This window comes from Serratia sp. SSNIH1 (assembly GCF_002935055.1).
Taxonomy (GTDB): Bacteria; Pseudomonadota; Gammaproteobacteria; order Enterobacterales; family Enterobacteriaceae; genus Serratia; species Serratia nevei.
Genome location: NZ_CP026383.1, coordinates 4,886,991 through 4,907,919, shown reverse-complemented (window position 1 = coordinate 4,907,919; position 20,929 = coordinate 4,886,991). Strand labels below are relative to the sequence as shown.

At 59.7% G+C, this 20,929-nt stretch carries 15 protein-coding genes; 9 read left to right on the top strand and 6 right to left on the bottom strand.

Going from position 1 to position 20,929, the window contains the following annotated elements; all coding sequences use genetic code 11:
• Positions 1–10: 10 nt before the first annotated feature.
• From rsmE to C3F38_RS23590, 3 genes are all read right to left on the bottom strand, one after another.
• The gene (gene rsmE / locus C3F38_RS23600) at positions 11–742 is read right to left on the bottom strand and encodes a 16S rRNA (uracil(1498)-N(3))-methyltransferase (protein ID WP_055316111.1); all 732 of its coding nucleotides are present in this window, start codon (positions 740–742) and stop codon (positions 11–13) included.
• A gap of 69 nt (positions 743–811) precedes the next feature.
• Entirely contained in the window at positions 812–1,507 is a 696-nt protein-coding gene (gene endA, locus C3F38_RS23595; protein ID WP_047729855.1) for a deoxyribonuclease I, read from the bottom strand.
• 101 nt (positions 1,508–1,608) lie between these two features.
• Positions 1,609–2,121 (bottom strand): SprT family zinc-dependent metalloprotease, encoded by a 513-nt coding sequence (locus tag C3F38_RS23590; RefSeq protein WP_055316110.1) that lies wholly within the window; start codon positions 2,119–2,121, stop codon positions 1,609–1,611.
• Between the two features lie 372 nt (positions 2,122–2,493).
• On the opposite strand from C3F38_RS23590, the gene fumA reads away from it, so the two are divergent.
• Together fumA and C3F38_RS23580 are read left to right on the top strand one after the other, a co-directional pair.
• Positions 2,494–4,140: a class I fumarate hydratase FumA gene (gene fumA / locus C3F38_RS23585; protein WP_047729856.1), complete on the top strand. Its 1,647-nt coding sequence runs from the start codon at positions 2,494–2,496 to the stop codon at positions 4,138–4,140.
• Between the two features lie 150 nt (positions 4,141–4,290).
• The gene (locus C3F38_RS23580; protein WP_048234664.1) at positions 4,291–5,157 is read left to right on the top strand and encodes a helix-turn-helix domain-containing protein; all 867 of its coding nucleotides are present in this window, start codon (positions 4,291–4,293) and stop codon (positions 5,155–5,157) included.
• Here the strand turns inward: C3F38_RS23580 and C3F38_RS23575 are convergent.
• Together C3F38_RS23575 and C3F38_RS23570 are read right to left on the bottom strand one after the other, a co-directional pair.
• The gene (locus tag C3F38_RS23575; RefSeq protein WP_103767418.1) at positions 5,081–6,133 is read right to left on the bottom strand and encodes an XdhC family protein; all 1,053 of its coding nucleotides are present in this window, start codon (positions 6,131–6,133) and stop codon (positions 5,081–5,083) included. The two genes, C3F38_RS23580 and C3F38_RS23575, sit on opposite strands and share 77 nt — an antisense overlap.
• An 8-nt stretch (positions 6,134–6,141) precedes the next feature.
• The gene (locus tag C3F38_RS23570) at positions 6,142–6,726 is read right to left on the bottom strand and encodes an NTP transferase domain-containing protein (protein WP_055316109.1); all 585 of its coding nucleotides are present in this window, start codon (positions 6,724–6,726) and stop codon (positions 6,142–6,144) included.
• A gap of 208 nt (positions 6,727–6,934) precedes the next feature.
• Between C3F38_RS23570 and C3F38_RS23565 the strand changes: the two genes are divergently transcribed.
• The 3 genes from C3F38_RS23565 to C3F38_RS23555 are packed head-to-tail and all read left to right on the top strand — an operon-like array spanning position 6,935 to position 11,507.
• Positions 6,935–9,724: a xanthine dehydrogenase family protein molybdopterin-binding subunit gene (locus C3F38_RS23565; RefSeq protein ID WP_070913722.1), complete on the top strand. Its 2,790-nt coding sequence runs from the start codon at positions 6,935–6,937 to the stop codon at positions 9,722–9,724.
• A complete protein-coding gene (locus C3F38_RS23560) occupies positions 9,721–10,275 on the top strand; it encodes a (2Fe-2S)-binding protein (RefSeq protein ID WP_038879260.1) in 555 nt (184 codons plus the stop codon). The genes C3F38_RS23565 and C3F38_RS23560 overlap by 4 nt, the downstream gene beginning before the upstream one ends.
• A complete protein-coding gene (locus C3F38_RS23555) occupies positions 10,272–11,507 on the top strand; it encodes a cytochrome c (RefSeq protein ID WP_047729861.1) in 1,236 nt (411 codons plus the stop codon). Before C3F38_RS23560 ends, C3F38_RS23555 begins: the two co-directional genes overlap by 4 nt.
• A 67-nt stretch (positions 11,508–11,574) precedes the next feature.
• Here C3F38_RS23555 and C3F38_RS23550 read toward each other — a convergent pair whose 3' ends face one another.
• Positions 11,575–12,951, bottom strand: coding sequence for an amino acid permease (locus C3F38_RS23550; RefSeq protein WP_004937488.1), 1,377 nt, complete (start codon positions 12,949–12,951; stop codon positions 11,575–11,577).
• Between the two features lie 631 nt (positions 12,952–13,582).
• Here C3F38_RS23550 and pdhR point away from each other — a divergent pair.
• From pdhR to lpdA, 4 genes are all read left to right on the top strand, one after another.
• Positions 13,583–14,347, top strand: coding sequence for a pyruvate dehydrogenase complex transcriptional repressor PdhR (gene pdhR, locus C3F38_RS23545; protein WP_004937490.1), 765 nt, complete (start codon positions 13,583–13,585; stop codon positions 14,345–14,347).
• Between the two features lie 166 nt (positions 14,348–14,513).
• On the top strand, positions 14,514–17,177 hold the full coding sequence (gene aceE, locus C3F38_RS23540; RefSeq protein WP_047729862.1) for a pyruvate dehydrogenase (acetyl-transferring), homodimeric type: 2,664 nt from the start codon (positions 14,514–14,516) through the stop codon (positions 17,175–17,177).
• 13 nt (positions 17,178–17,190) lie between these two features.
• Positions 17,191–19,071, top strand: a complete 1,881-nt coding sequence (gene aceF, locus C3F38_RS23535) for a pyruvate dehydrogenase complex dihydrolipoyllysine-residue acetyltransferase (protein WP_047729863.1) — start codon at positions 17,191–17,193, stop codon at positions 19,069–19,071.
• Positions 19,072–19,304: 233 nt separating this feature from the next.
• Positions 19,305–20,729 carry a dihydrolipoyl dehydrogenase gene (gene lpdA / locus C3F38_RS23530; RefSeq protein ID WP_004937500.1) on the top strand — a complete coding sequence of 475 codons (1,425 nt, stop codon included), beginning with the start codon at positions 19,305–19,307 and terminating at the stop codon, positions 20,727–20,729.
• Positions 20,730–20,929 lie beyond the last annotated feature (200 nt).

Here is a 20,929-nt window from a genome sequence, read left to right as displayed (position 1 = left end):
CTTTTCTCCTTTAACCCAGGTCGCCGAAGCGGACCTGCAGAGCGGTAATGGCGGTGAGCGCTGTGGTTTCGGTACGCAGCACGCGTGGCCCCAGCAGAATATCAGTAAATCCGTGGTTGGTGGTCATGGCGATTTCGTCGGCGGACAAACCGCCTTCCGGGCCGATCAACAGGCGGACGCGGTCTACCGGCTGCGGCAGCGTGTTGATGCTGTGGCTGGCGCGCGGATGCAGGTTGAGCTTCAGGCTGCCGTCCTGCTCGGCGCACCACGCTTCCAGCGACATCGCCTCGCGGATTTCGGGAATGCGGTTGCGGCCGCACTGTTCGCAGGCGGCGATGGCGATCTTTTGCCATTGCTGGATTTTCTTCGCCAGACGCTCGCCGTCCAACTTGACGCCGCAGCGCTCGGAAAACAGCGGGGTAATGACGTTGACGCCCAGCTCGATGGACTTCTGAATGGTGAACTCCATCTTCTCGCCGCGCGAGATCACCTGGCCCAGATGCAGGTTGAGCGGCGATTCGATGTTATCCACGCGGCCGTCGCCGAGGCGCACCAGCACGCTCTTTTTGTCCACCCGAACTATCTCGGCGTCGAACACCTGGTTGCTGCCGTCGAACAGCTGCAGCGCCTGGCCGGCGCTCATGCGCAGCACGCGGCCGACGTGGTTGGCGGCGTCCTCGCTGAGGGCGATCTCCGCCCGATCGGTCAACGGTTGCGGATGGTAAATGCGGGGTATGCGCATGGGTAGTCTGATCCTGACGAAACGGCGCCGCGGGTTGGCGGCGCCATGAAAGATAAAGGCTATAGTAGGTTAGCTTTTCCGCTGCTGACAAGCCTGTTGAATATAGGGGTTGTGGTTGCCCTGCACCTTGGCGATACGTGCTTCACGCTGACATTCCCATTGGCTCACCGGATATTGCCGGTTCCACACCTCGAACAGCTGGGTTTGCTGGCGTGACAGCCGCAGCTGGTAGCGATCGCGCATGTAGAAGTAGGTGCGGGCAATGGCGCCGCGGGCGCGGGCGGGCGGCTCCGCCTGTTTATTCTTGAAGTCCACCTTCATCGGGCATTGCCCGTATTGGCCTTCACCGCCGTTCCATTGGCTGTACATGAAGTTATTGCGATCGCCGTTCACTTCGCCGATCGCCGGCTGCAGGTTGTGCAGATCGGTTTCTATCTGGCGATAGGTGGCGTCTTTGTTGCAGTTCTTGCGCCCGCCGTCCTGCCAGCACTGCAGCTGGTGGCCGAACTGCCAGGCCGGCACCACGTGTTCCCACTCGATACGCTGCGCGCGTTGGGCGTTTTTACGCACCTGATAGCCGCAGCCGGCGAGATCCGGGATGCCCTTCTTGCCTTGCCAGTCGATGCGGCAGCCGCAGTAAAAACTGCCCGGCGCATCCTGGTTAATCTTGGCCGCCGCCGCCTTGGCCTGAGAAAAATTATTGATGCCGTGCGCCTGTACGGTGCCTGCGGCGAAAACCGCCATAAACAAAATTCTGCGAAGCATATTCCAAAACAGCTCAAAATTGGAAAAGCAGGCAGGGTAACGGAACTTGCCGGCAGTGGCAAATGGCGATATTTGCTTGTTTTAACGTATAAATCGTTTAACTAAAGGTTCTCGCTAGCAAGAAATTTCAGTTTTTCGCCGCACCGGCGGCAGCGGTATTCGCTTTCGCCGCGCAGCACGCGGTTATGGCGGCGAATGGTGAGCTGGTGCTGTCCGCAGCCGCAGCGGTAGGGGAAGGTTTTGCTTTGCACCGAGGCGGTTTCGAAACGGTGAGTGCGGCTGGCGGGGGTCAGCAGTACGCTTTCCATCATCCAGCGCCATTCGCGGCCGTGCGGCGCCACCCGGCCGAATTGGCGAAACACCAGCAGGTGCGCCAGCTCGTGCGGCACCACTTCATCGATAAACGGCTGTTGGTTTTCCAGCAGCAGCACCGGGTTCAGACGGATTTCCCAGCTTTGCAGCCAGGCGGTGCCCGCGCTGGTGCCGCGTTGCTGATAGATGATGCTGGGTTCGGGGAACTCGACGGCAAAATGCCGGCGTGCCAACTGCAGCTTTTCTCGCAGGCAGCGCATCACCGCTTGTTGCAGCGCGATGGGGATTCTTGGTTTGTTCATTGCGGCCTAGCTTAAGCAATGGCGCGGCGGCTGACAATATGCCCCGGCTTAAATCCGCATCCGACGCTTTCTTGGCGCTGTGCGCCGGTTTTTCGCCACATTGATAAGACGATCGCCGCCGATGGATTGTAATCAATGTGTTAACTGCGGGATAATAAAGCGTGCATGATGAGCCTGTACCCGCAGTTCTCACCGAGCAAGGTTGAAACGCCGCCTGTGGTAATCCCTTACGCAAAGAGCGGTTATTTTGCGATTTGGCGCAATAACTGACTGATTAAAAATACGTAAGGTGGAGGCAGTTTTTTGACAAGGCGCCGAGCCGTGCGCCGCAAGTGTGAATTTAACGCAGCTGATGTTGCAAGTGAGAGATCAATGTCGAATAAACCGTTCCACTATCAAGATCCGTTCCCGCTGAAGAAAGACGATACCGAATACTACCTGCTGAGCCGCGACCACGTTTCCGTGAGCGAATTTGAAGGCCAGGAAATTCTGAAAGTTGCCCCTGAAGCGTTAACCCTGCTTGCCCAGCATGCATTCCACGACGCCTCGTTCATGCTGCGCCCGGCGCACCAACAGCAGGTGGCCGATATCCTCGACGATCCGGAAGCCAGCGAAAACGACAAGTACGTTGCGCTGCAATTTCTGCGTAACTCAGAAATCGCCGCCAAGGGTATTTTACCGACCTGCCAGGACACCGGCACGGCGATCATCGTCGGCAAAAAGGGCCAGCGCGTCTGGACCGGCGGCGGCGATGAAGCGGCGTTGTCGCGCGGGGTGTACAACACCTACATCGAAGAGAACCTGCGCTATTCGCAGAACGCCGCGCTGGATATGTACAAAGAGGTCAATACCGGCAGCAACCTGCCGGCGCAGATCGATCTCTACAGCGTGGACGGCGAAGAGTACAAGTTCCTGTGCATCGCCAAGGGTGGCGGTTCCGCCAACAAAACCTATCTGTATCAGGAAACCAAGGCGCTGCTGTCGCCGGGCAAACTGAAAAACTACCTGGTCGACAAGATGCGCACGTTGGGCACCGCGGCTTGCCCGCCGTACCACGTGGCGTTCGTCATCGGCGGCACCTCGGCGGAAGCGACGCTGAAAACCGTCAAGCTGGCCTCGACCAAGTATTACGATGGCCTGCCGACCGAAGGCAACGAGCATGGCCAGGCGTTCCGCGATCTGGAACTCGAAGCGGAACTGCTGCAAGAAGCGCAGAACCTGGGTCTGGGCGCGCAGTTCGGCGGCAAATACTTCGCGCACGATATTCGCGTGGTGCGCCTGCCGCGCCACGGCGCGTCCTGCCCGGTCGGCATGGGCGTCTCGTGCTCGGCGGACCGCAACATCAAAGGTAAGATCAACCGCGACGGCATCTGGCTGGAAAAACTGGAGCACAACCCGGGTAAATTCATTCCCCAGGAACTGCGTCAGGCCGGGGAAGGCGAGGCGATCAAAGTCGATCTCAACCGCCCAATGGCCGAGATCCTTAAACAGCTGTCGCAGTACCCGGTTTCCACCCGCCTGTCGCTGAGCGGCACCATCATCGTCGGCCGCGATATCGCGCACGCCAAGCTGAAAGAGCGTCTGGATCGCGGTGAAGGCCTGCCGCAGTACGTCAAGGATCACCCGATCTACTACGCTGGCCCGGCCAAAACGCCGGAGGGCTACGCGTCCGGTTCGCTGGGGCCAACCACCGCCGGGCGTATGGACTCTTACGTCGATCTGCTGCAATCCCACGGCGGCAGCATGATCATGCTGGCGAAAGGCAACCGCAGCCAGCAGGTGACGGATGCCTGCCACAAGCACGGTGGTTTCTATCTCGGCAGCATCGGCGGCCCGGCGGCGGTGCTGGCGCAGCAGAGCATCAAGAGCCTGGAGTGCGTGGAGTATCCTGAGCTGGGCATGGAAGCGATCTGGAAAATCGAAGTGGAGGATTTCCCGGCGTTTATCCTGGTGGATGACAAAGGCAATGACTTCTTCCAGAAGATCCAGGCCGGTCAATGCTCCAGCTGCCTGAAATAAGCGCGCCCCCCTTCGCCGCCTGCGGGCGGTGAAGGGGAGTGTGTAAAGTCCTGTAGCTTGCTGGACGTCGAGTTTTAACCTGTATACCCTACGCGGATAGCACTAAAATTCGACTAATGGAATATCGGCAACAGAAGGTTCGGCAAGCACATGGGTACGCAGGAAAGTCATATCAAGGAATTGCTGGTCTGGATTGAAGATAACCTGACCAATCCGCTGTCGTTGGATATCGTTTCCGCCAAGTCAGGCTATACGAAATGGTACCTGCAGCGCATGTTCAAGAAGCAGACCGGGTTATCGTTAGCCTCGTACATCCGCGCTCGCCGCCTCTACCTCGCCGCCTTCGCCTTGCGTTTCACGCAGAAGAGCATTCTCGATATCTCGGTCGAATACCAATTCGATAACCAGCAGACGTTCTCGCGCTGTTTCAAGAAACACTTCGCCGAATCGCCCAGCGTGTATCGCCATGCCCGCAAGCAGGACTTCAGCAATCTGGTGCGTTCGCTGGCGGCCAGCCAGCCCGGCGATATTCAGGTTGAACGCGTCAGCATCGCCCGAGGGCAATACGCCTTTCACGGCAAGCGGTACGCTTATCACCTGGATATCGAGAAGCTGGACAAGTCGCACCTGCCGCAGCGCAGCGCGCTGCGGGGGCAGTTCTACACCTTGTTGGGCGAGCGCCCGACGCAAACCTATTCGTTTACCCAGCTGGTGCCGGACGGCGAGCGGGTCAGGGTCGATTATACCCTGGGCGTGACGACGGAATACCCGCTGCGCGAAGGCGTGGTGCTGGAGCCGCTGCCGGAGATCCACGGCGAGTTTTGCCGTTTTCGCTATTCCGGCAAGCCGGTGGCGCTCAACGACCACATCATTCAGATCTACACGCAGGTGTTGCCCGAAATGGGGCTGGCCCGCGGTGACGGGCCGGACATTACGGTGTTCAGCTATTCGCTGAGCGGGAAAGAGGAACTGCATCTGGAGCTGCAGCATCTGGTGCCGGTGGTGCCGCTGCATTGATCCCGTCGGCGGCCGGCAGCCGGTTTTTTTGCTGCACGATCGCCGCCATCACCGCCAGGGCGATCTCCGCCGGGGTTTTGCTGCTCAGCGGCAGGCCGATCGGCGCATGGATGCGTTCCAGCTCCTGCGGCGTGAATTCGGCAATCTGCTGCAAACGCTGGCGCCGCCGCGCGCTGTTTCTGAGCGATCCCATGGCCCCGATGTAAAACGCCGGAGTGTGGATCGCTTCCATCAGTGTCAGGTCGTCCATGCGCGGATCGTGGGTCAGCGCCACGACGGCGGTATTGGCGTGGCATCCCCCTTCTTCAATAAATTTGGCCGGAAACTGGCGCAGCAACGTCACGCCCGGTTTCAGCTCGGCGGCAAAGTTATCCAGCACCTCCGGGCGGTTCTCGCACACCAGCACCTCAAACCCCAGCGCCACGGCGAAATCGGCGCAGTACAGCGCCACGCTGGAAAGCCCGGCGATCAGCAGGCGCGGCGCGGCAGCGATGTGCAGGGTGATCTGCTCGAGCCGGCGTTCGACCTGCGTGGCGCTGGTGAAGTGGCTTTGCTCGAGGCTGTGGCAGGCGTTGGGCAGCGTCAGGCGTTTGATCAACGCGTGATGCCCTTCCAGCGCGCCGGCGATGCGTTGCAGGTAAGCGATGCTGTCTTCACCCGCCGGCAGGTATTCGATCAGCACGTCCAGCACGCCGCCGCAGGGCAGCGCCACGTTGGGCGTCATGCCGCCTTCGCCGTAACGGATCACCTGGCTGGCCGCCTGGTACTCCCCGGCGGCCACGCGGCGCAAAAAATCCTCCTCCACGCAGCCGCCCGACAGCGAACCGCTGTAGCAGCCGTCGCGGGTCGCCGCCATCAGCGCGCCCGGCGACCGCGGCGAAGAGCCGTAGGTACTGAGCACGGTGCATAACCAGACCGGTTGTTGCTGCAGCCAGCTTATCGCCTGGCTGACCACGGTGACATCAAGATGTTGCATAGGTGAATTTACTCGCTGGCCGGGAGTTGCGATGGAAGATCAATATCCTGCACGACGCCGGGGTGCTCAAGCGGCAGCAGGTGCACTGCCGCGCCTTGCAGCAGTTCACGCGCGCCGTTATCGCCACGCAGTTGGCAAAGGGGGTTGCGCAATAGGGCGGAAAAGCCGACCGGGTGACCGGGCTGTTGCGCATAGCTGGGGCGCACGATCGCGTGCTGCCGTAAGGCATCCGCCACCTGCCGGAAAACCTCGGCGCCGACGAACGGCATATCGGCCAGGTGGATCAGCCAGCCCTGCCAGTGCGGTGTGGCGGCAACGCCCGCGGCGATCGAGTCGCCGAGGCCCGAACTGGCGAGCAGGGTGACCGGCACCTGATTGGTGGCGCAGGCTGCCAGCACCGGCAGATTATCCGGCCGGGTCACCACCTGTATCGGCAGGCCGGAAGCCAATGCCTGGCGCAGGGTGTGTTCGAACAGCGAGCGCCGCTCGCCCGCCGCGTCGGCAAATCCGGCGTTCAATTTGTTGCCTTGGCCGCCGGCCTGAATAAAGCGCTCCCCGCGTCCGGCGGCGGTAATGACAATGCCCGTGGTCATGGTTGAAGTCCGCGTTTGCGCAAATTATTTATTAGCCTACAAACTACCTGTGTTTTGCAAATGTTTTTTTGTTGAAAACGGCCTGTTAATCATCACATAATTTTAGTTATAAGCATATGCTTATGACGTCTACGGCAAGGTCGTCAGCGTTTGCGCAACAACACCGCGAACAAAAACCAATTACAAGAAAGACGTGAAGGACTTATTTATGAGCAATTTCAACCCGTCGCGGCGCCGCTTTATCAAAAGCGCCGTGATTGCGGGGGTGTCTGTGTATCTCGCGCCCCTGTACAGCCGCGCCTACGCCGCGCTGTTCGAGCAAAAAATCCTCCAGTCACCCAACTGGGATCCGCAGACCAAACGCGTCCGTTTCCGTATCGATGGCCGCGCCAAGGTCATGGGGCAGAAGGTGTTCGCGCGCGATATCCGCGCGGTGGACATGCCGCACTGGCCACAGAAACAAGCGCACGCCTTCATTCTGCGCGTCACCAAAGCCGACCGGCTGTTCGAAGGGGTCGATCTGTCGCTGTTGGGGGACGACCTGCAGCCGGATCGCCTGGTGACGGCGGAAGATCTGGCGCGCGACGGCCTGGCCTTCCCGGCGTTCTACGGTGACGACATGCTGCTGCCGAGCGGCAAAACCCCGGCCTACCTTGGCCAGGCGGTGGCGATCCTGATCTATCACGACTTCGCCCGTTTCCGCTTCGCCAAGGACAAGCTGAAATTCCGCGAAGAGACCATCAAATACGGCGCGGTCACCGGCCCGCTGGAGCGCGATCCCTGGGGCAGCTTCCGCTATGTGCGGGTGGGGGGCGATCAACCGTTCGACGACGATCGCTTCTCCAGCCTGAAGGACACGCCAATCTTCCCGGTATCGATGAAAAAACACCTGCCGGTGTGGCCGGAAGGGCGCGAGGGCGGCAAGCTGGATCAGGAAGGCATGCGCTATGCGGGCCTGATCGCCGACGAGATGGCCAATCCGCCGGCCGATTGGCTGGTGATGTCGCGCCGCTACACCACGCAGTCGATCGACACCTCGGCGCTGGAGCCGGACAACGCCAACGGCTGGTTCGACGCCGAGACGCAAACGCTGCATCTGGTGGTGCCGACCCAGTCGCCGCAGGAAGTGGCTGACGAGATGCCGCGCATGCTGGCCAAGCGCAATCCGCCGGTGAAACAGCTGATCCTGCACCCGTGCTACACCGTGGGCTATGGTTCGAAAGATCACTACAACTTCCCGTATTACGGCGCGGTGGCGGCGATGTACGGCGACGGCCACCCGGTGCGCCTGGCCAACGACCGCTTCGAGCAGTTCCAGACGGCGCTGAAGCGCCACGCGTTCGATATGAATTACCGCATCGCGGTGAATCGCCAGACCGGCGTTATGCAGTCGTTCCTCGGCGACATGACCGCGGACGGCGGCGGCCGCAGCAACTTTACCCCTTCGGTGGTGATGGTCGGCGCGACCGCCGCCCAGTCGATTTACTACTTCCCGAAAAGCGATCTGTCCTCGGTCGGGCTGGCCTCGCGCGCCATCGACGCCGGCTCGGCGCGCGGTTACGGCACGCTGCAGAGCATGGCCGCCACCGAGATGATGGTGGACGAGCTGGCCGCCGAACTGAAGATCGACCCGATCGAGTTCCGCCTGCGCAACGTGCTGAAATCCGGCATGAAAAACACCCAGGGGGCGATCCCTGCCGGTGCGATCCGCGCCGATGAAGTGCTGGAGAAGGCGGCGAAGCATGAGATGTGGCTCAAGCGCGCCGAACGCAAGGCCGAGTTTGAGAGTCGCCATCCCGGCAAGCGCTATGGCGTTGGCTTCGGCTGCGTGCAAAAAGACTTCGGTACCGGGGCGGAAACCTCGTTCGCCCGGGTGGAGCTGAGCGAAGACGGCCGCATTACGCTGCATCACAGCGGCGCGGAGATGGGCACCGGCATGTCGACCTCGCAGTCGGTGCTGTGCGCGCAGTGGTTGGGCAAACCGGCCGACGAAGCGCATTTCTCGGTCACCGACTGGTCGGTGCTGCCGATGGTCACCAGCGGCGATCCTTACCTGATGTCGCAAGAGGAGCAGGATAAGCTGCAAACCAACCCCAACTGGACGCCGAGCTACTGCTCGCCGTCCAGCGCCAGCAACTCGGCCTATTACTTCTCGCACAGCACCCGCGAAGCGGCGCGCCTGATTTTCGATCGCGGCCTGTGGCCGGCGGCGATGGCGTTGTGGCAGGCCGGTATCGGCGGCGGCCAGGCGGCGCCGCTGGTGGTGCGGCGTGAAGATGCGCGTTGGGTCGAGGGCGGCCTGACGGCGGCGGGCATGTCGGTGCTGAGCCTCGAGCTGCTGGCCAAGACGGCCTATCAGATGGGCGGCGTCACCGGCGCGGCGGTGCACGTTTTCAACCGCTGGCAGTGGGCGGAGGCCGATTTCACGCTGAACGGCAAAAGCGAACGCCTGCCGATCGACGGCATGGCGCTGCGCAACGCCGGCGGCGAATTCAAACCTCTGGCGCGTGGGCAGGTCTACTACCCGCCAACCCAGCGCAACAATGCGGCGGTGACCTACTACAGCGCCGTCGGCACGCTGGCGGAAGTGGCGGTGGATATCGCCACCGGCCAGGTGGAATTGCTGAATCACCATTCGATCATGGAGTGCGGCAACCTGATCGTGCCGGAACTGGTTTCCGGCCAGCTGCAGGGCGGGCTAGCGATGGGGATCGGCCATGCGCTGCACGAATATTTACCGCTGTACGAAGACGGCCCGGGCAACGGCACCTGGAACTTCAACCGTTACCACCTGCCGCGCGCCAGCGACGTGGCGGTGTGGAAACAGAGCGGCGACATCCTGCCGGCGCTGTCGGAAACCGATCCGCCGAAAGGCATGGCGGAGGTGGTGATGATCCCGATCGTGGCCGCGTTGGTCAACGCCATCGCCGACGCCACCGGCCACCGTTTCCGTGATTTGCCCGTTCGTGCAGAAAATATTCGTGAGGTATTACAATGAGCATTAAAACCCAGCCGATCTCCCTGACCATCAACGAGAAGCAGTACGGCCCGATAGAGGTGCCGGAAGGCTTGATGATGATCGATTTCCTGCACGAGTACCTTGACCTGACCGGTTCGCGCCTCGGCTGCGGGCAGGGCATTTGCCACGCTTGCGTGGCAATCGTCGATCACCCGAGCGGCACCAGTGAAGAGGTGCGCACCTGCATCACCGGCGCGCATTTCTTTAACGGCAAGAAAGTGCGTACCGTCGAAGGCCACGCCAAGGTGGACGAGCAGGGCGAGGTGGTTGAACTGTCGCCGATCCAGCAGGCGTTTCTGGAGCACTACAGCTTCCAGTGCGGCTATTGCACGCCGGGCTTCGTCAATGCTGCCACCATTTTCGTGGAAAAGCTCAAGCGTGAACCTATCGCTCGCGAGCAGCTGGAAAGCGCCATCGAGCAGGCGCTGGACAGCCACATCTGCCGCTGCACCGGCTATGTGCGTTACTACGAAGCGGTGCGCGACGTGGTGCTGAAAACGCCGGGCCTGCTGAAGGAGACGGCGCAATGAAAAAACGTCTCGCAGTATTGATTTTGCTGGTGGCGATCGTGGTGATTGCGCTGCTGTGGTGGCGGGAAAACCGCCGTTACGACGGCCCGGTGCAGCAGGTGAGCGCCGGCGCCGAACAGATCGCCCGCGGCCGCTATCTGGCGCAGGCCGCCGACTGCGCCGCCTGTCATACCGCCAGCGGCGGGGCGCCGTTGGCCGGGGGCTATCCGCTGGAAACGCCGTTCGGCACGATTTACGGCAGCAATCTGACGCCGTCGGCCGACCACGGCATCGGGCGCTGGACTAAGGACGACTTCTTCCTGGCGCTGACGCAGGGCGTGGCGCCGGGCGGGCGACACCTGTACCCGGCGATGCCTTACACCTCGTACAAGGGCATGTCGCGTCAGGACGCCGACGACATCTACGCTTACCTGATGACGCGCCCGGCGGTGGACGTGGCCATTCCGGCCAACGAGATGCCGTTCCCGTTCAACCAGCGCATGGCGCTGATCGGCTGGAATCTGCTGTTCCGCAGCCAGGATCCGCTGCCGGCCAGTTCACAGGGCAGTTCGCCGCAATGGCAGCGCGGCCGCTATCTGGCCGACGTGCTGGGGCACTGTGGCGAATGCCACACGCCGCGCGGCGCGCTGGGGCAGATGGATCTCGCTAAGCCGATGCAGGGCGGCGATCTCGGCCGCTTCATGGCGCCGGACATTACGCCGCACGGTCTGGCGCAGCGCGGCTGGACGCCGCAGGACGTCAGCCGCTTCCTCAGCACCGGCCTCGCGCCGCAGGGTTCCGCCTTCAGCGAGATGCACATGGTGGTGGATCTCAGCACCCGTCATTTGACGCCGGAAGACCATCAGGCGCTGGCGCTGTATCTGATGGGCGAGCAGCCGCCGGCGGCGGTGCCGGTGAAAATGGGCCAGGGCAGCGATGCCGGGCGCATGGCCTATCTGGATCAGTGCGCTGGCTGCCACGCGCGTGAAGGCGAGGGCAAACCGCACGTGGCACCGGCGATGCGCGATAATGCCACGCTGCGCCAGGCGGACGGCAAGAACCTGATCGTGTCGGTGCTGGACGGCCTGCCGGCCCAGCAGTTCCCGAACGATGAAAGCATGCAGAGCATGCCGGGCTTCGGCGAGCGGCTGAGCGATGCCGAAGTGGCGGAGCTGGTGAATTACCTGCGCGTGACCTGGGGCGGCTTGCCGGCGGACATCACCGCCGAGCAGGTGAAAGCGCTGCGCAAGTAAGCGGCGTTCAGGCGAAAAAAATGGCCCGCATCTGCGGGCCATTTTATTTATTGTGCGGTCACGGGATTCAACGGCTGGTGACGCCGTCGACGCGTTGGCTGCGCTGTTTGATGGCGTAACCGACGGCCAGGATCGCCACCCACACCGGGATCAGCAGCACCGAGATTTGAATGCCCGGCGTCAGGTACATAATCACCAGGATGCCGGCCATGAACAGCAGGCACAGATAGTTGCTGAACGGGTACCAGAAGGCTTTGAACTTCGGCACGACGCCTTCGCGGTTTTTGGCGGCGCGGAACTTCAGGTGCGCCAGGCTGATCATCGCCCAGTTGATCACCAGCGCCGACACCACCAACGCCATCAGCAGTTCGAAGGCCCGCCCCGGAATCAGGTAGTTAATCAGTACGCACAGCGCGGTGGCGAGGGCGGAGATACCGATGGCTACCACCGGCACGCCGCGGCCGTCGACCTTCAGCAGGCTTTTCGGGCCGTTGCCCTGCTGCGCCAGGCCGTACAGCATGCGGCTGTTGCAGTAGACGCAGCTGTTGTACACCGACAGCGCGGCGGTGAGCACCACGATGTTCAGCACGGTTGCCACCAGGTTGCTGTTCAGCGCGTGGAAGATCAGCACGAACGGGCTGCCGCCTTCGACCACTTTGCCCCACGGGTACAGCGACAGCAGAATGGCCAGCGAACCGATATAGAAGATCAGGATGCGGTAGATCACCTGATTGGTGGCTTTCGGAATGCTCTTTTGCGGGTTGTCGGCTTCGGCGGCGGTGATGCCGACCAGCTCGAGGCCGCCGAAGGAGAACATAATCACCGCCATCGCCATCACCAGGCCCATGACGCCGTTCGGGAAGAACCCGCCCTGCGCCCACAGGTTGGTGACGGTGGCCTCCGGGCCGCCCATGCCGCTGAACAACAGGTAGGCGCCGAACACGATCATGCCGATAATCGCCACCACCTTGATGATGGCGAACCAGAACTCCATCTCGCCGTAAACTTTAACGTTGGCCAGGTTGATGGCGTTGATCGCCAAGAAGAACACCGCGGCGGAGACCCAGGTGGGGATCTCCGGCCACCAGTACTGCACGTAGATGCCGACCGCGGTCAGCTCCGCCATCGCCACCAGGACATACAGCACCCAGTAGTTCCAGCCGGAAGCGAAGCCGGCGAAGTTGCCCCAGTATTTGTAGGCGAAATGGCTGAAGGAACCGGCAACCGGTTCTTCCACCACCATTTCCCCCAGCTGGCGCATGATCAGAAACGCGATGAAGCCGCCGATGGCGTAGCCGAGGAGCACTGACGGGCCGGCCATTTTTATTGTTTGAGCGATACCGAGGAATAACCCGGTGCCGATTGCGCCACCTAAGGCGATGAGCTGAATATGGCGGTTTTTCAGGCCGCGTTTCAGCTGGTCACCATGCTGTTGACCATCCATCAATCTAACCCTCTGTCGTTGCGAATGACCACATACCTGTAAAGCAGTGGTTACGATGTGTGTTTTGTTTTATTTACGGCGTTATAGCTATTAATTCCACGGCGCCGCTACCGTTTGGCAGAGAATAATGTTATGTGCGTCAGTTTGCACCTGCTTTGTCGTGTGAGTGATTAAGATTGCAGCAGTTTAGGAAACAAAATGCGGGTTGTGTGACGGCGGGGGGGATTCAGTGCATGAAATAAGCAACAAATCACATAATGCGCAAAAATAACGTAGATCCGAGCGGTGGCGTGCGTTCAAATAATGAACGAAATCCCGTTGCGCTGCTCGCCAAATAGCCATTCATTAAAGCGTCATAACCATGCAATAAAACTCGGGCAAAAAGTTTGCACTCTGCCTTGCGTAAGGTTTGGTAAAAGTTAAATCCCCAACCCGGCGCGTAAATGGTAATACCATCACGGCGTTACCGGTTTGCAGCGGGGTTTTCAGCGGGGTGTTAAAATGTGCGGGTAACCTGATTTCGATCAAGGCCCGTATGGACAGGAGGTGAATACTTTGTTACTTTACCGTCACGTTTTTGAAATTGGTATTACCAATTGACTCCGCGCCATTCGCAGAGAAGAATTCACTCATGGCCTACAGCAAAATCCGCCAACCCAAGTTGTCAGATGTTATCGAGCAACAGCTCGAATACCTGATCCTCGAGGGGACACTGCGCCCAGGCGAAAAACTGCCTCCGGAGCGCGAGCTGGCGAAACAATTTGATGTCTCCCGTCCTTCTCTGAGAGAGGCCATTCAGCGCCTGGAAGCGAAAGGGCTGCTCCTGCGCCGTCAGGGCGGCGGCACCTTCGTGCAAACTAATCTGTGGCAGAGCTTCAGCGATCCGCTGGCCGAGCTGCTGGCCGACCATCCCGAATCACAGTTCGATCTGCTGGAAACCCGTCACGCGCTGGAAGGCATTGCCGCCTATTACGCGGCGCTGCGCGGCACCGATGAAGATCTGGCGCGCATCCGCGACTGCCATATCGTGATTCAACAGGCTCAAGACAGCGGCGATCTCGACGCCGAAGCCGATGCGGTCATGCAGTATCAAATCGCCGTGACCGAAGCTGCCCACAACGTTGTGTTACTTCACCTGCTACGCTGCATGGGGCCGATGCTGGAACAGAACGTGCGTCAGAACTTTGAATTGCTCTACTCGCGCCGTGAGATGTTGGCAAAAGTGAGCAGCCACCGCGCCGGAATTTTTGAGGCGATTGTGGCACGCGAGCCGGAAAAGGCCCGTGAAGCCTCGCATCGCCACTTGGCGTTTATCGAGGAAATCTTGCTGGATCTCAGCCGGGAGCATACTCGGCGCGAGAGATCGCTACGGCGTCTCCAGCAACGCAAGGATTAAGAGCTGTCCTCTTCAGGGTACACCAGCCTGCGGGGGTTAAGTTCGAGGTACTTAGTTAAGTACTTAAGCGGCAACTAAACTGATGGGCCTGTCTTCGTGTGTTTTTTGCACAGAGCACAGGAAGACAGGCTCCAAACAAACCATTAGACAGATAAGGAATACCACCATGTCAGAACGTTTAAACAATGACGTGGATCCGATCGAAACCCGCGACTGGCTGCAGGCGATCGAATCGGTCATCCGTGAAGAGGGTGTTGAGCGAGCTCAGTTTCTGATTGATCAGGTATTGGGAGAAGCCCGCAAAGGCGGCGTTAACGTTGCGGCCGGTGCTGCAGCGCACAACTACGTCAACACCATCGCGGTAGAAGACGAACCGGCCTACCCAGGCAACCTGGATCTGGAACGCCGCATTCGCTCAGCGATCCGTTGGAACGCGATCATGACCGTTCTGCGTGCATCCAAAAAAGACCTGGAGCTGGGCGGCCACATGGCTTCCTTCCAGTCTTCCGCGACCTTCTATGAAGTCTGCTTTAACCACTTCTTCCGCGCACGCAACGAGAAAGACGGCGGCGACCTGGTGTACTTCCAGGGCCACATCTCTCCGGGCGTTTACGCGCGTGCCTTCCTTGAAGGCCGCCTGACCGAAGAACAAATGAACAACTTCCGTCAGGAAGTGCACGGCAATGGCCTGTCCTCTTACCCGCATCCTAAGCTGATGCCGGAATTCTGGCAGTTCCCGACCGTATCCATGGGCCTGGGCCCAATCAGCGCCATCTATCAGGCGAAGTTCCTGAAATACCTGGAACATCGCGGCCTGAAAGACACCTCTGAGCAGACCGTTTACGCCTTCCTGGGCGACGGCGAGATGGATGAGCCGGAATCCAAAGGCGCCATCACCATCGCGACCCGCGAGAAGCTGGACAACCTGGTGTTCGTCATCAACTGCAACCTGCAGCGCCTGGACGGCCCGGTCACCGGCAACGGCAAGATCATCAACGAACTGGAAGGCATCTTCTCCGGCGCAGGCTGGCAGGTGCTGAAAGTGATCTGGGGCGGCCGTTGGGACGAGCTGCTGCGTAAAGACACCAGCGGTAAACTGGTTCAGCTGATGAACGAGACCCTGGACGGCGACTACCAGACCTTCAAATCCAAAGACGGCGCTTACGTGCGCGAGCACTTCTTCGGCCGTTATCCGGAAACCGCGGCGCTGGTCAAAGACATGACCGACGACGAAATCTGGGCGCTGAACCGTGGTGGTCACGATCCGAAGAAAATCTTCGCTGCACTGAAAAAAGCGCAGGACACCAAAGGCAAACCGACCGTTATCCTGGCCCACACCATCAAAGGTTACGGCATGGGTGAAACCGCGGAAGGTAAAAACATCGCTCACCAGGTGAAGAAAATGAACATGGAAGGGGTTCACCACTTCCGCGATCGTTTCAACGTGCCGGTTGCCGATGCTGACATCGAAAAACTGCCGTACATCACCTTCGACAAAGAGTCCGAAGAGTACAAATACCTGCACGAACGTCGCCAGGCGCTGAAAGGCTACGTGCCGACGCGTCTGCCGGAATTCACCCAGAAGCTGGAAATGCCGGCGCTGGAAGATTTCAGCTCGCTGCTGGAAGAGCAGAACAAAGAGATCTCCACCACTATCGCCTTCGTGCGTGCCCTGAACGTGATGCTGAAGAACAAGTCGATCAAAGATCGCCTGGTGCCAATCATCGCCGACGAAGCGCGTACTTTCGGTATGGAAGGTCTGTTCCGTCAGATCGGTATCTACAGCCCGAACGGCCAGCAGTACACTCCGCAGGACCGTGAGCAGGTTGCTTACTACAAAGAAGACGAGAAAGGCCAAATCCTGCAGGAAGGCATCAACGAACTGGGCGCAGCCTCTTCCTGGCTGGCCGCAGCGACTTCCTACAGCACCAACGATCTGCCGATGATTCCGTTCTACATCTACTACTCGATGTTCGGTTTCCAACGTATCGGCGACCTGTGCTGGGCAGCGGGCGACCAACAGGCGCGCGGCTTCCTGATCGGCGGGACCTCGGGTCGTACTACCCTGAACGGCGAAGGTCTGCAGCACGAAGATGGCCACAGCCACATTCAGTCTCTGACCATCCCTAACTGCATCTCTTACGATCCGGCTTACGCGTACGAAGTGGCGGTGATCATGCACGACGGTCTGGTGCGCATGTATGGCGACAACCCGGAAAACGTGTACTACTACCTGACCACGCTGAACGAAAACTACCACATGCCTGCGATGCCGCAGGGTGCGGAAGAAGGTATCCGCAAGGGTATCTACAAGCTGGAAACGCTGGAAGGCAGCAAAGGCAAGGTACAGCTGCTGGGCTCCGGTGCCATCCTGCGCCACGTGCGCGAAGCTGCGCAGATCCTGGCGAAGGACTACGGCGTGGGTTCCGACACCTACAGCGTGACCTCGTTCACCGAACTGGCGCGCGACGGCCAGGATTGCGAGCGCTGGAACATGCTGCACCCAACCGAAACGCCACGCGTGCCTTACATTGCTCAGGTGATGAGCGACGCGCCGGCGGTAGCTTCTACCGACTACATGAAACTGTTCGCCGAACAGGTTCGTACTTATGTGCCGGCCAGCGACTATCGCGTACTGGGCACCGACGGCTTCGGTCGTTCGGACAGTCGCGAAAACCTGCGTCACCACTTCGAAGTCGATGCATCCTACGTGGTGGTTGCTGCACTGGGTGAACTGGCTAAACGCGGTGAGATCGAAGCTTCTGTGGTTGCCGATGCAATCAAGAAATTCGACATCAACCCGGAAAAAGTTAACCCGCGTCTGGCCTAAGAGGTACTGAATAATGTCTATCGAAATCAACGTACCGGACATCGGTGCAGATGAAGTCGAAATCACCGAGATTCTGGTGAAGGTCGGCGATAAAGTTGAAGCGGAACAATCGCTGATCACCGTGGAAGGCGACAAGGCTTCCATGGAAGTGCCCTCCCCGCAGGCGGGCGTGGTGAAAGAGATCAAAGTGGCGGTCGGCGATAAAACCGAAACCGGCAAACTGATCATGATCTTCGAAGCGGCAGGCGCAGCGGAAGCTGCACCGGCGGCGAAAGCGGAAGAAAAACCGGCGGCAGCTGCTGCCCCGGCCGCCGCTGCGGCCAAAGACGTTGCCGTGCCGGACATCGGCGCCGACGAAGTCGAAGTGACCGAGATCCTGGTGAAAGTGGGCGACAAGGTGGAAGCCGAGCAGTCCCTGATCACCGTGGAAGGCGACAAGGCTTCCATGGAAGTCCCTGCGCCGTTCGCGGGCACCGTGAAAGAGATCAAGATCGCGACCGGCGACAAAGTGAAAACCGGTTCCCTGATCATGGTGTTCGAAGTGGCCGGCGCCGCTTCCGCTGCGGCCCCGGCTGCGGCGCAAGCCCCTGCCGCCGCTGCAGCGCCTGCGGCCTCTGCGGCCAAAGACGTCGCCGTGCCGGATATCGGCGGCGACGAAGTCGAAGTGACCGAAGTGATGGTTAAGGTGGGCGACAAGGTTGCCGCCGAGCAGTCTCTGATCACCGTGGAAGGCGACAAGGCCTCTATGGAAGTGCCTGCACCGTTCGCGGGTACCGTGAAAGAGATCAAGATCGCGACCGGCGACAAAGTGAAAACCGGCTCCCTGATCATGGTGTTCGAAGTGGAAGGCGCTGCGCCTGCCGCTGCCGCCGCTCCAGCCGCTAAAGCGGAAGCTGCGCCGGCTCCGGCCGCCGCTAAAGCCGCCGCTCCGGCTGCGAAAGCTGACGACAAAGGCGAGTTCGCCGAGAACGCGGCATACGTGCACGCGACCCCGGTCATTCGTCGTCTGGCGCGTGAATTCGGCGTTAACCTGGCGAAAGTGAAGGGCACCGGTCGTAAAGGCCGCATCCTGCGCGAAGACGTTCAGACTTACGTGAAAGACGCGGTGAAACGCGCTGAAGCGGCACCGGCGGCTGCCGGCGGCGGTCTGCCAGGCATGCTGCCATGGCCGAAAGTGGACTTCAGCAAGTTCGGCGAGATCGAAGAAGTCGAAATGGGCCGCATCCAGAAGATCTCTGGCGCGAACCTGAGCCGCAACTGGGTGATGATCCCGCATGTGACTCACTTCGACAAAACCGACATCACCGATCTGGAAGCGTTCCGCAAGCAGCAGAACGAAGAAGCGGCCAAGCGCAAGCTGGACGTGAAGTTCACGCCTGTCGTGTTCATCATGAAAGCCGTGGCTGCCGCTCTGGAGCAGATGCCGCGCTTTAACAGCTCGCTGTCCGAAGACGGTCAGAAGCTGACGCTGAAGAAATACATCAACATCGGCGTGGCGGTAGATACCCCGAACGGCCTGGTGGTTCCGGTGTTCAAGGACGTGAACAAGAAGAGCATCACCGAGCTGTCTCGCGAACTGATGGCCATCTCCAAGAAAGCGCGCGACGGCAAGCTGACCGCGGGCGAGATGCAGGGCGGCTGTTTCACCATCTCCAGCCTGGGTGGCATCGGGACGACTCACTTCGCGCCGATCGTCAACGCGCCGGAAGTGGCTATCCTGGGCGTCTCCAAGTCTGCGATGGAGCCGGTCTGGAACGGTAAAGAGTTCATGCCGCGCCTGATGATGCCGATGTCGCTGTCCTTCGACCACCGCGTTATCGACGGTGCCGATGGTGCGCGCTTCATCACCATCATCAACAACATGTTGTCCGACATTCGCCGTCTGGTGATGTAATGCAAAAGGGGCGCAGCATGCTGCGCCCCTGACGATTCTGTAGCAGTTTTGTCGGATTTTGCACAACTCGACAAAATTGTTGAGACACGGGTCACTCGAACACGCTTTGCAGATTATTAACAATTCTGTAAACTGCTCGCGGTGTAAGCGTCCCGGTGGATGAAGGGCGTTATGAGATCGATTAGCAATAAAAATGACGTCTGACCCGCCGGACAATCAATTAAGAGGTCATGATGAGTACTGAAATTAAAACTCAGGTCGTGGTACTTGGGGCGGGCCCGGCAGGTTACTCTGCAGCCTTTCGTTGCGCTGACTTAGGTCTTGAAACCGTTCTGGTTGAACGTTATTCCACTCTGGGCGGGGTTTGCCTGAACGTGGGATGTATCCCTTCCAAAGCACTGCTGCACGTTGCCAAAGTGATCGAAGAAGCCAAAGCGCTGGCCGAACACGGCATCGTTTTCGGCGAGCCGAAAACCGACATCGACAAAGTGCGCGTCTGGAAAGAAAAAGTCATCACTCAGCTGACCGGCGGTCTGGCTGGCATGGCGAAAGGCCGTAAAGTGAAAGTGGTCAACGGCCTGGGCAAGTTCACCGGCGCTAACACCCTGGTTGTGGAAGGCGAAAACGGCCCAACCACCATCAACTTCGACAACGCCATCATCGCTGCAGGTTCTCGTCCGATCCAACTGCCATTCATTCCTCATGAAGATCCACGCGTGTGGGATTCTACCGATGCGCTGGAACTGAAAACCGTCCCAGAGCGTCTGCTGGTTATGGGCGGCGGCATCATCGGCCTGGAAATGGGCACCGTATACCATGCGCTGGGTTCACAGATCGACGTCGTTGAAATGTTCGATCAGGTCATCCCGGCGGCAGATAAAGACGTGGTGAAAGTCTTCACCAAACGTATCAGCAAGCAGTTCAACCTGATGCTGGAAACCAAAGTGACCGCGGTAGAAGCCAAAGAAGACGGCATCTACGTCACGATGGAAGGTAAAAAAGCGCCGGCAGAACCACAGCGTTATGACGCGGTGCTGGTGGCGATCGGCCGCGTGCCGAACGGCAAACTGCTGGATGCCGGCAAAGCCGGTGTTGAAGTTGACGAGCGTGGCTTCATCAACGTCGACAAACAGCTGCGCACCAACGTGCCGCACATCTTCGCTATCGGCGACATCGTCGGTCAGCCGATGCTGGCGCACAAAGGCGTGCACGAAGGCCACGTTGCCGCAGAAGTTATCGCCGGCATGAAGCATTACTTCGATCCGAAAGTGATCCCATCCATCGCTTACACCGAGCCGGAAGTGGCATGGGTGGGTCTGACCGAGAAAGAAGCGAAAGAGAAAGGCATCAGCTACGAAACCTCCACCTTCCCGTGGGCGGCTTCCGGCCGTGCGATCGCTTCCGACTGTGCAGACGGCATGACCAAACTGATCTTCGACAAAGAAACTCACCGCATCATCGGTGGCGCGATTGTCGGCACCAACGGCGGCGAACTGCTGGGTGAAATCGGTCTGGCTATCGAGATGGGCTGCGACGCGGAAGACATCGCGCTGACCATCCACGCTCACCCGACCCTGCACGAATCCGTGGGCCTGGCGGCGGAAATCTACGAAGGCAGCATCACCGACCTGCCTAACCCGAAAGCCAAGAAGAAGTAATTCTGCTGGCTTGACCGGTTAACCAGCGGCTCCTGAAAAGGGGCCGTTTTTTTTGCTCAAACTCAGAAAGCGGTATTTTTGTGGCCGCTGCGCCAAATTCCGATCCTCCTGCTTATATCCATTCTAACTATATGGATATAATGCCCTGCTAGTCCGGCAGCCGATTACGCTGCGCTCAACGATTCAGCAAAGATTTAATG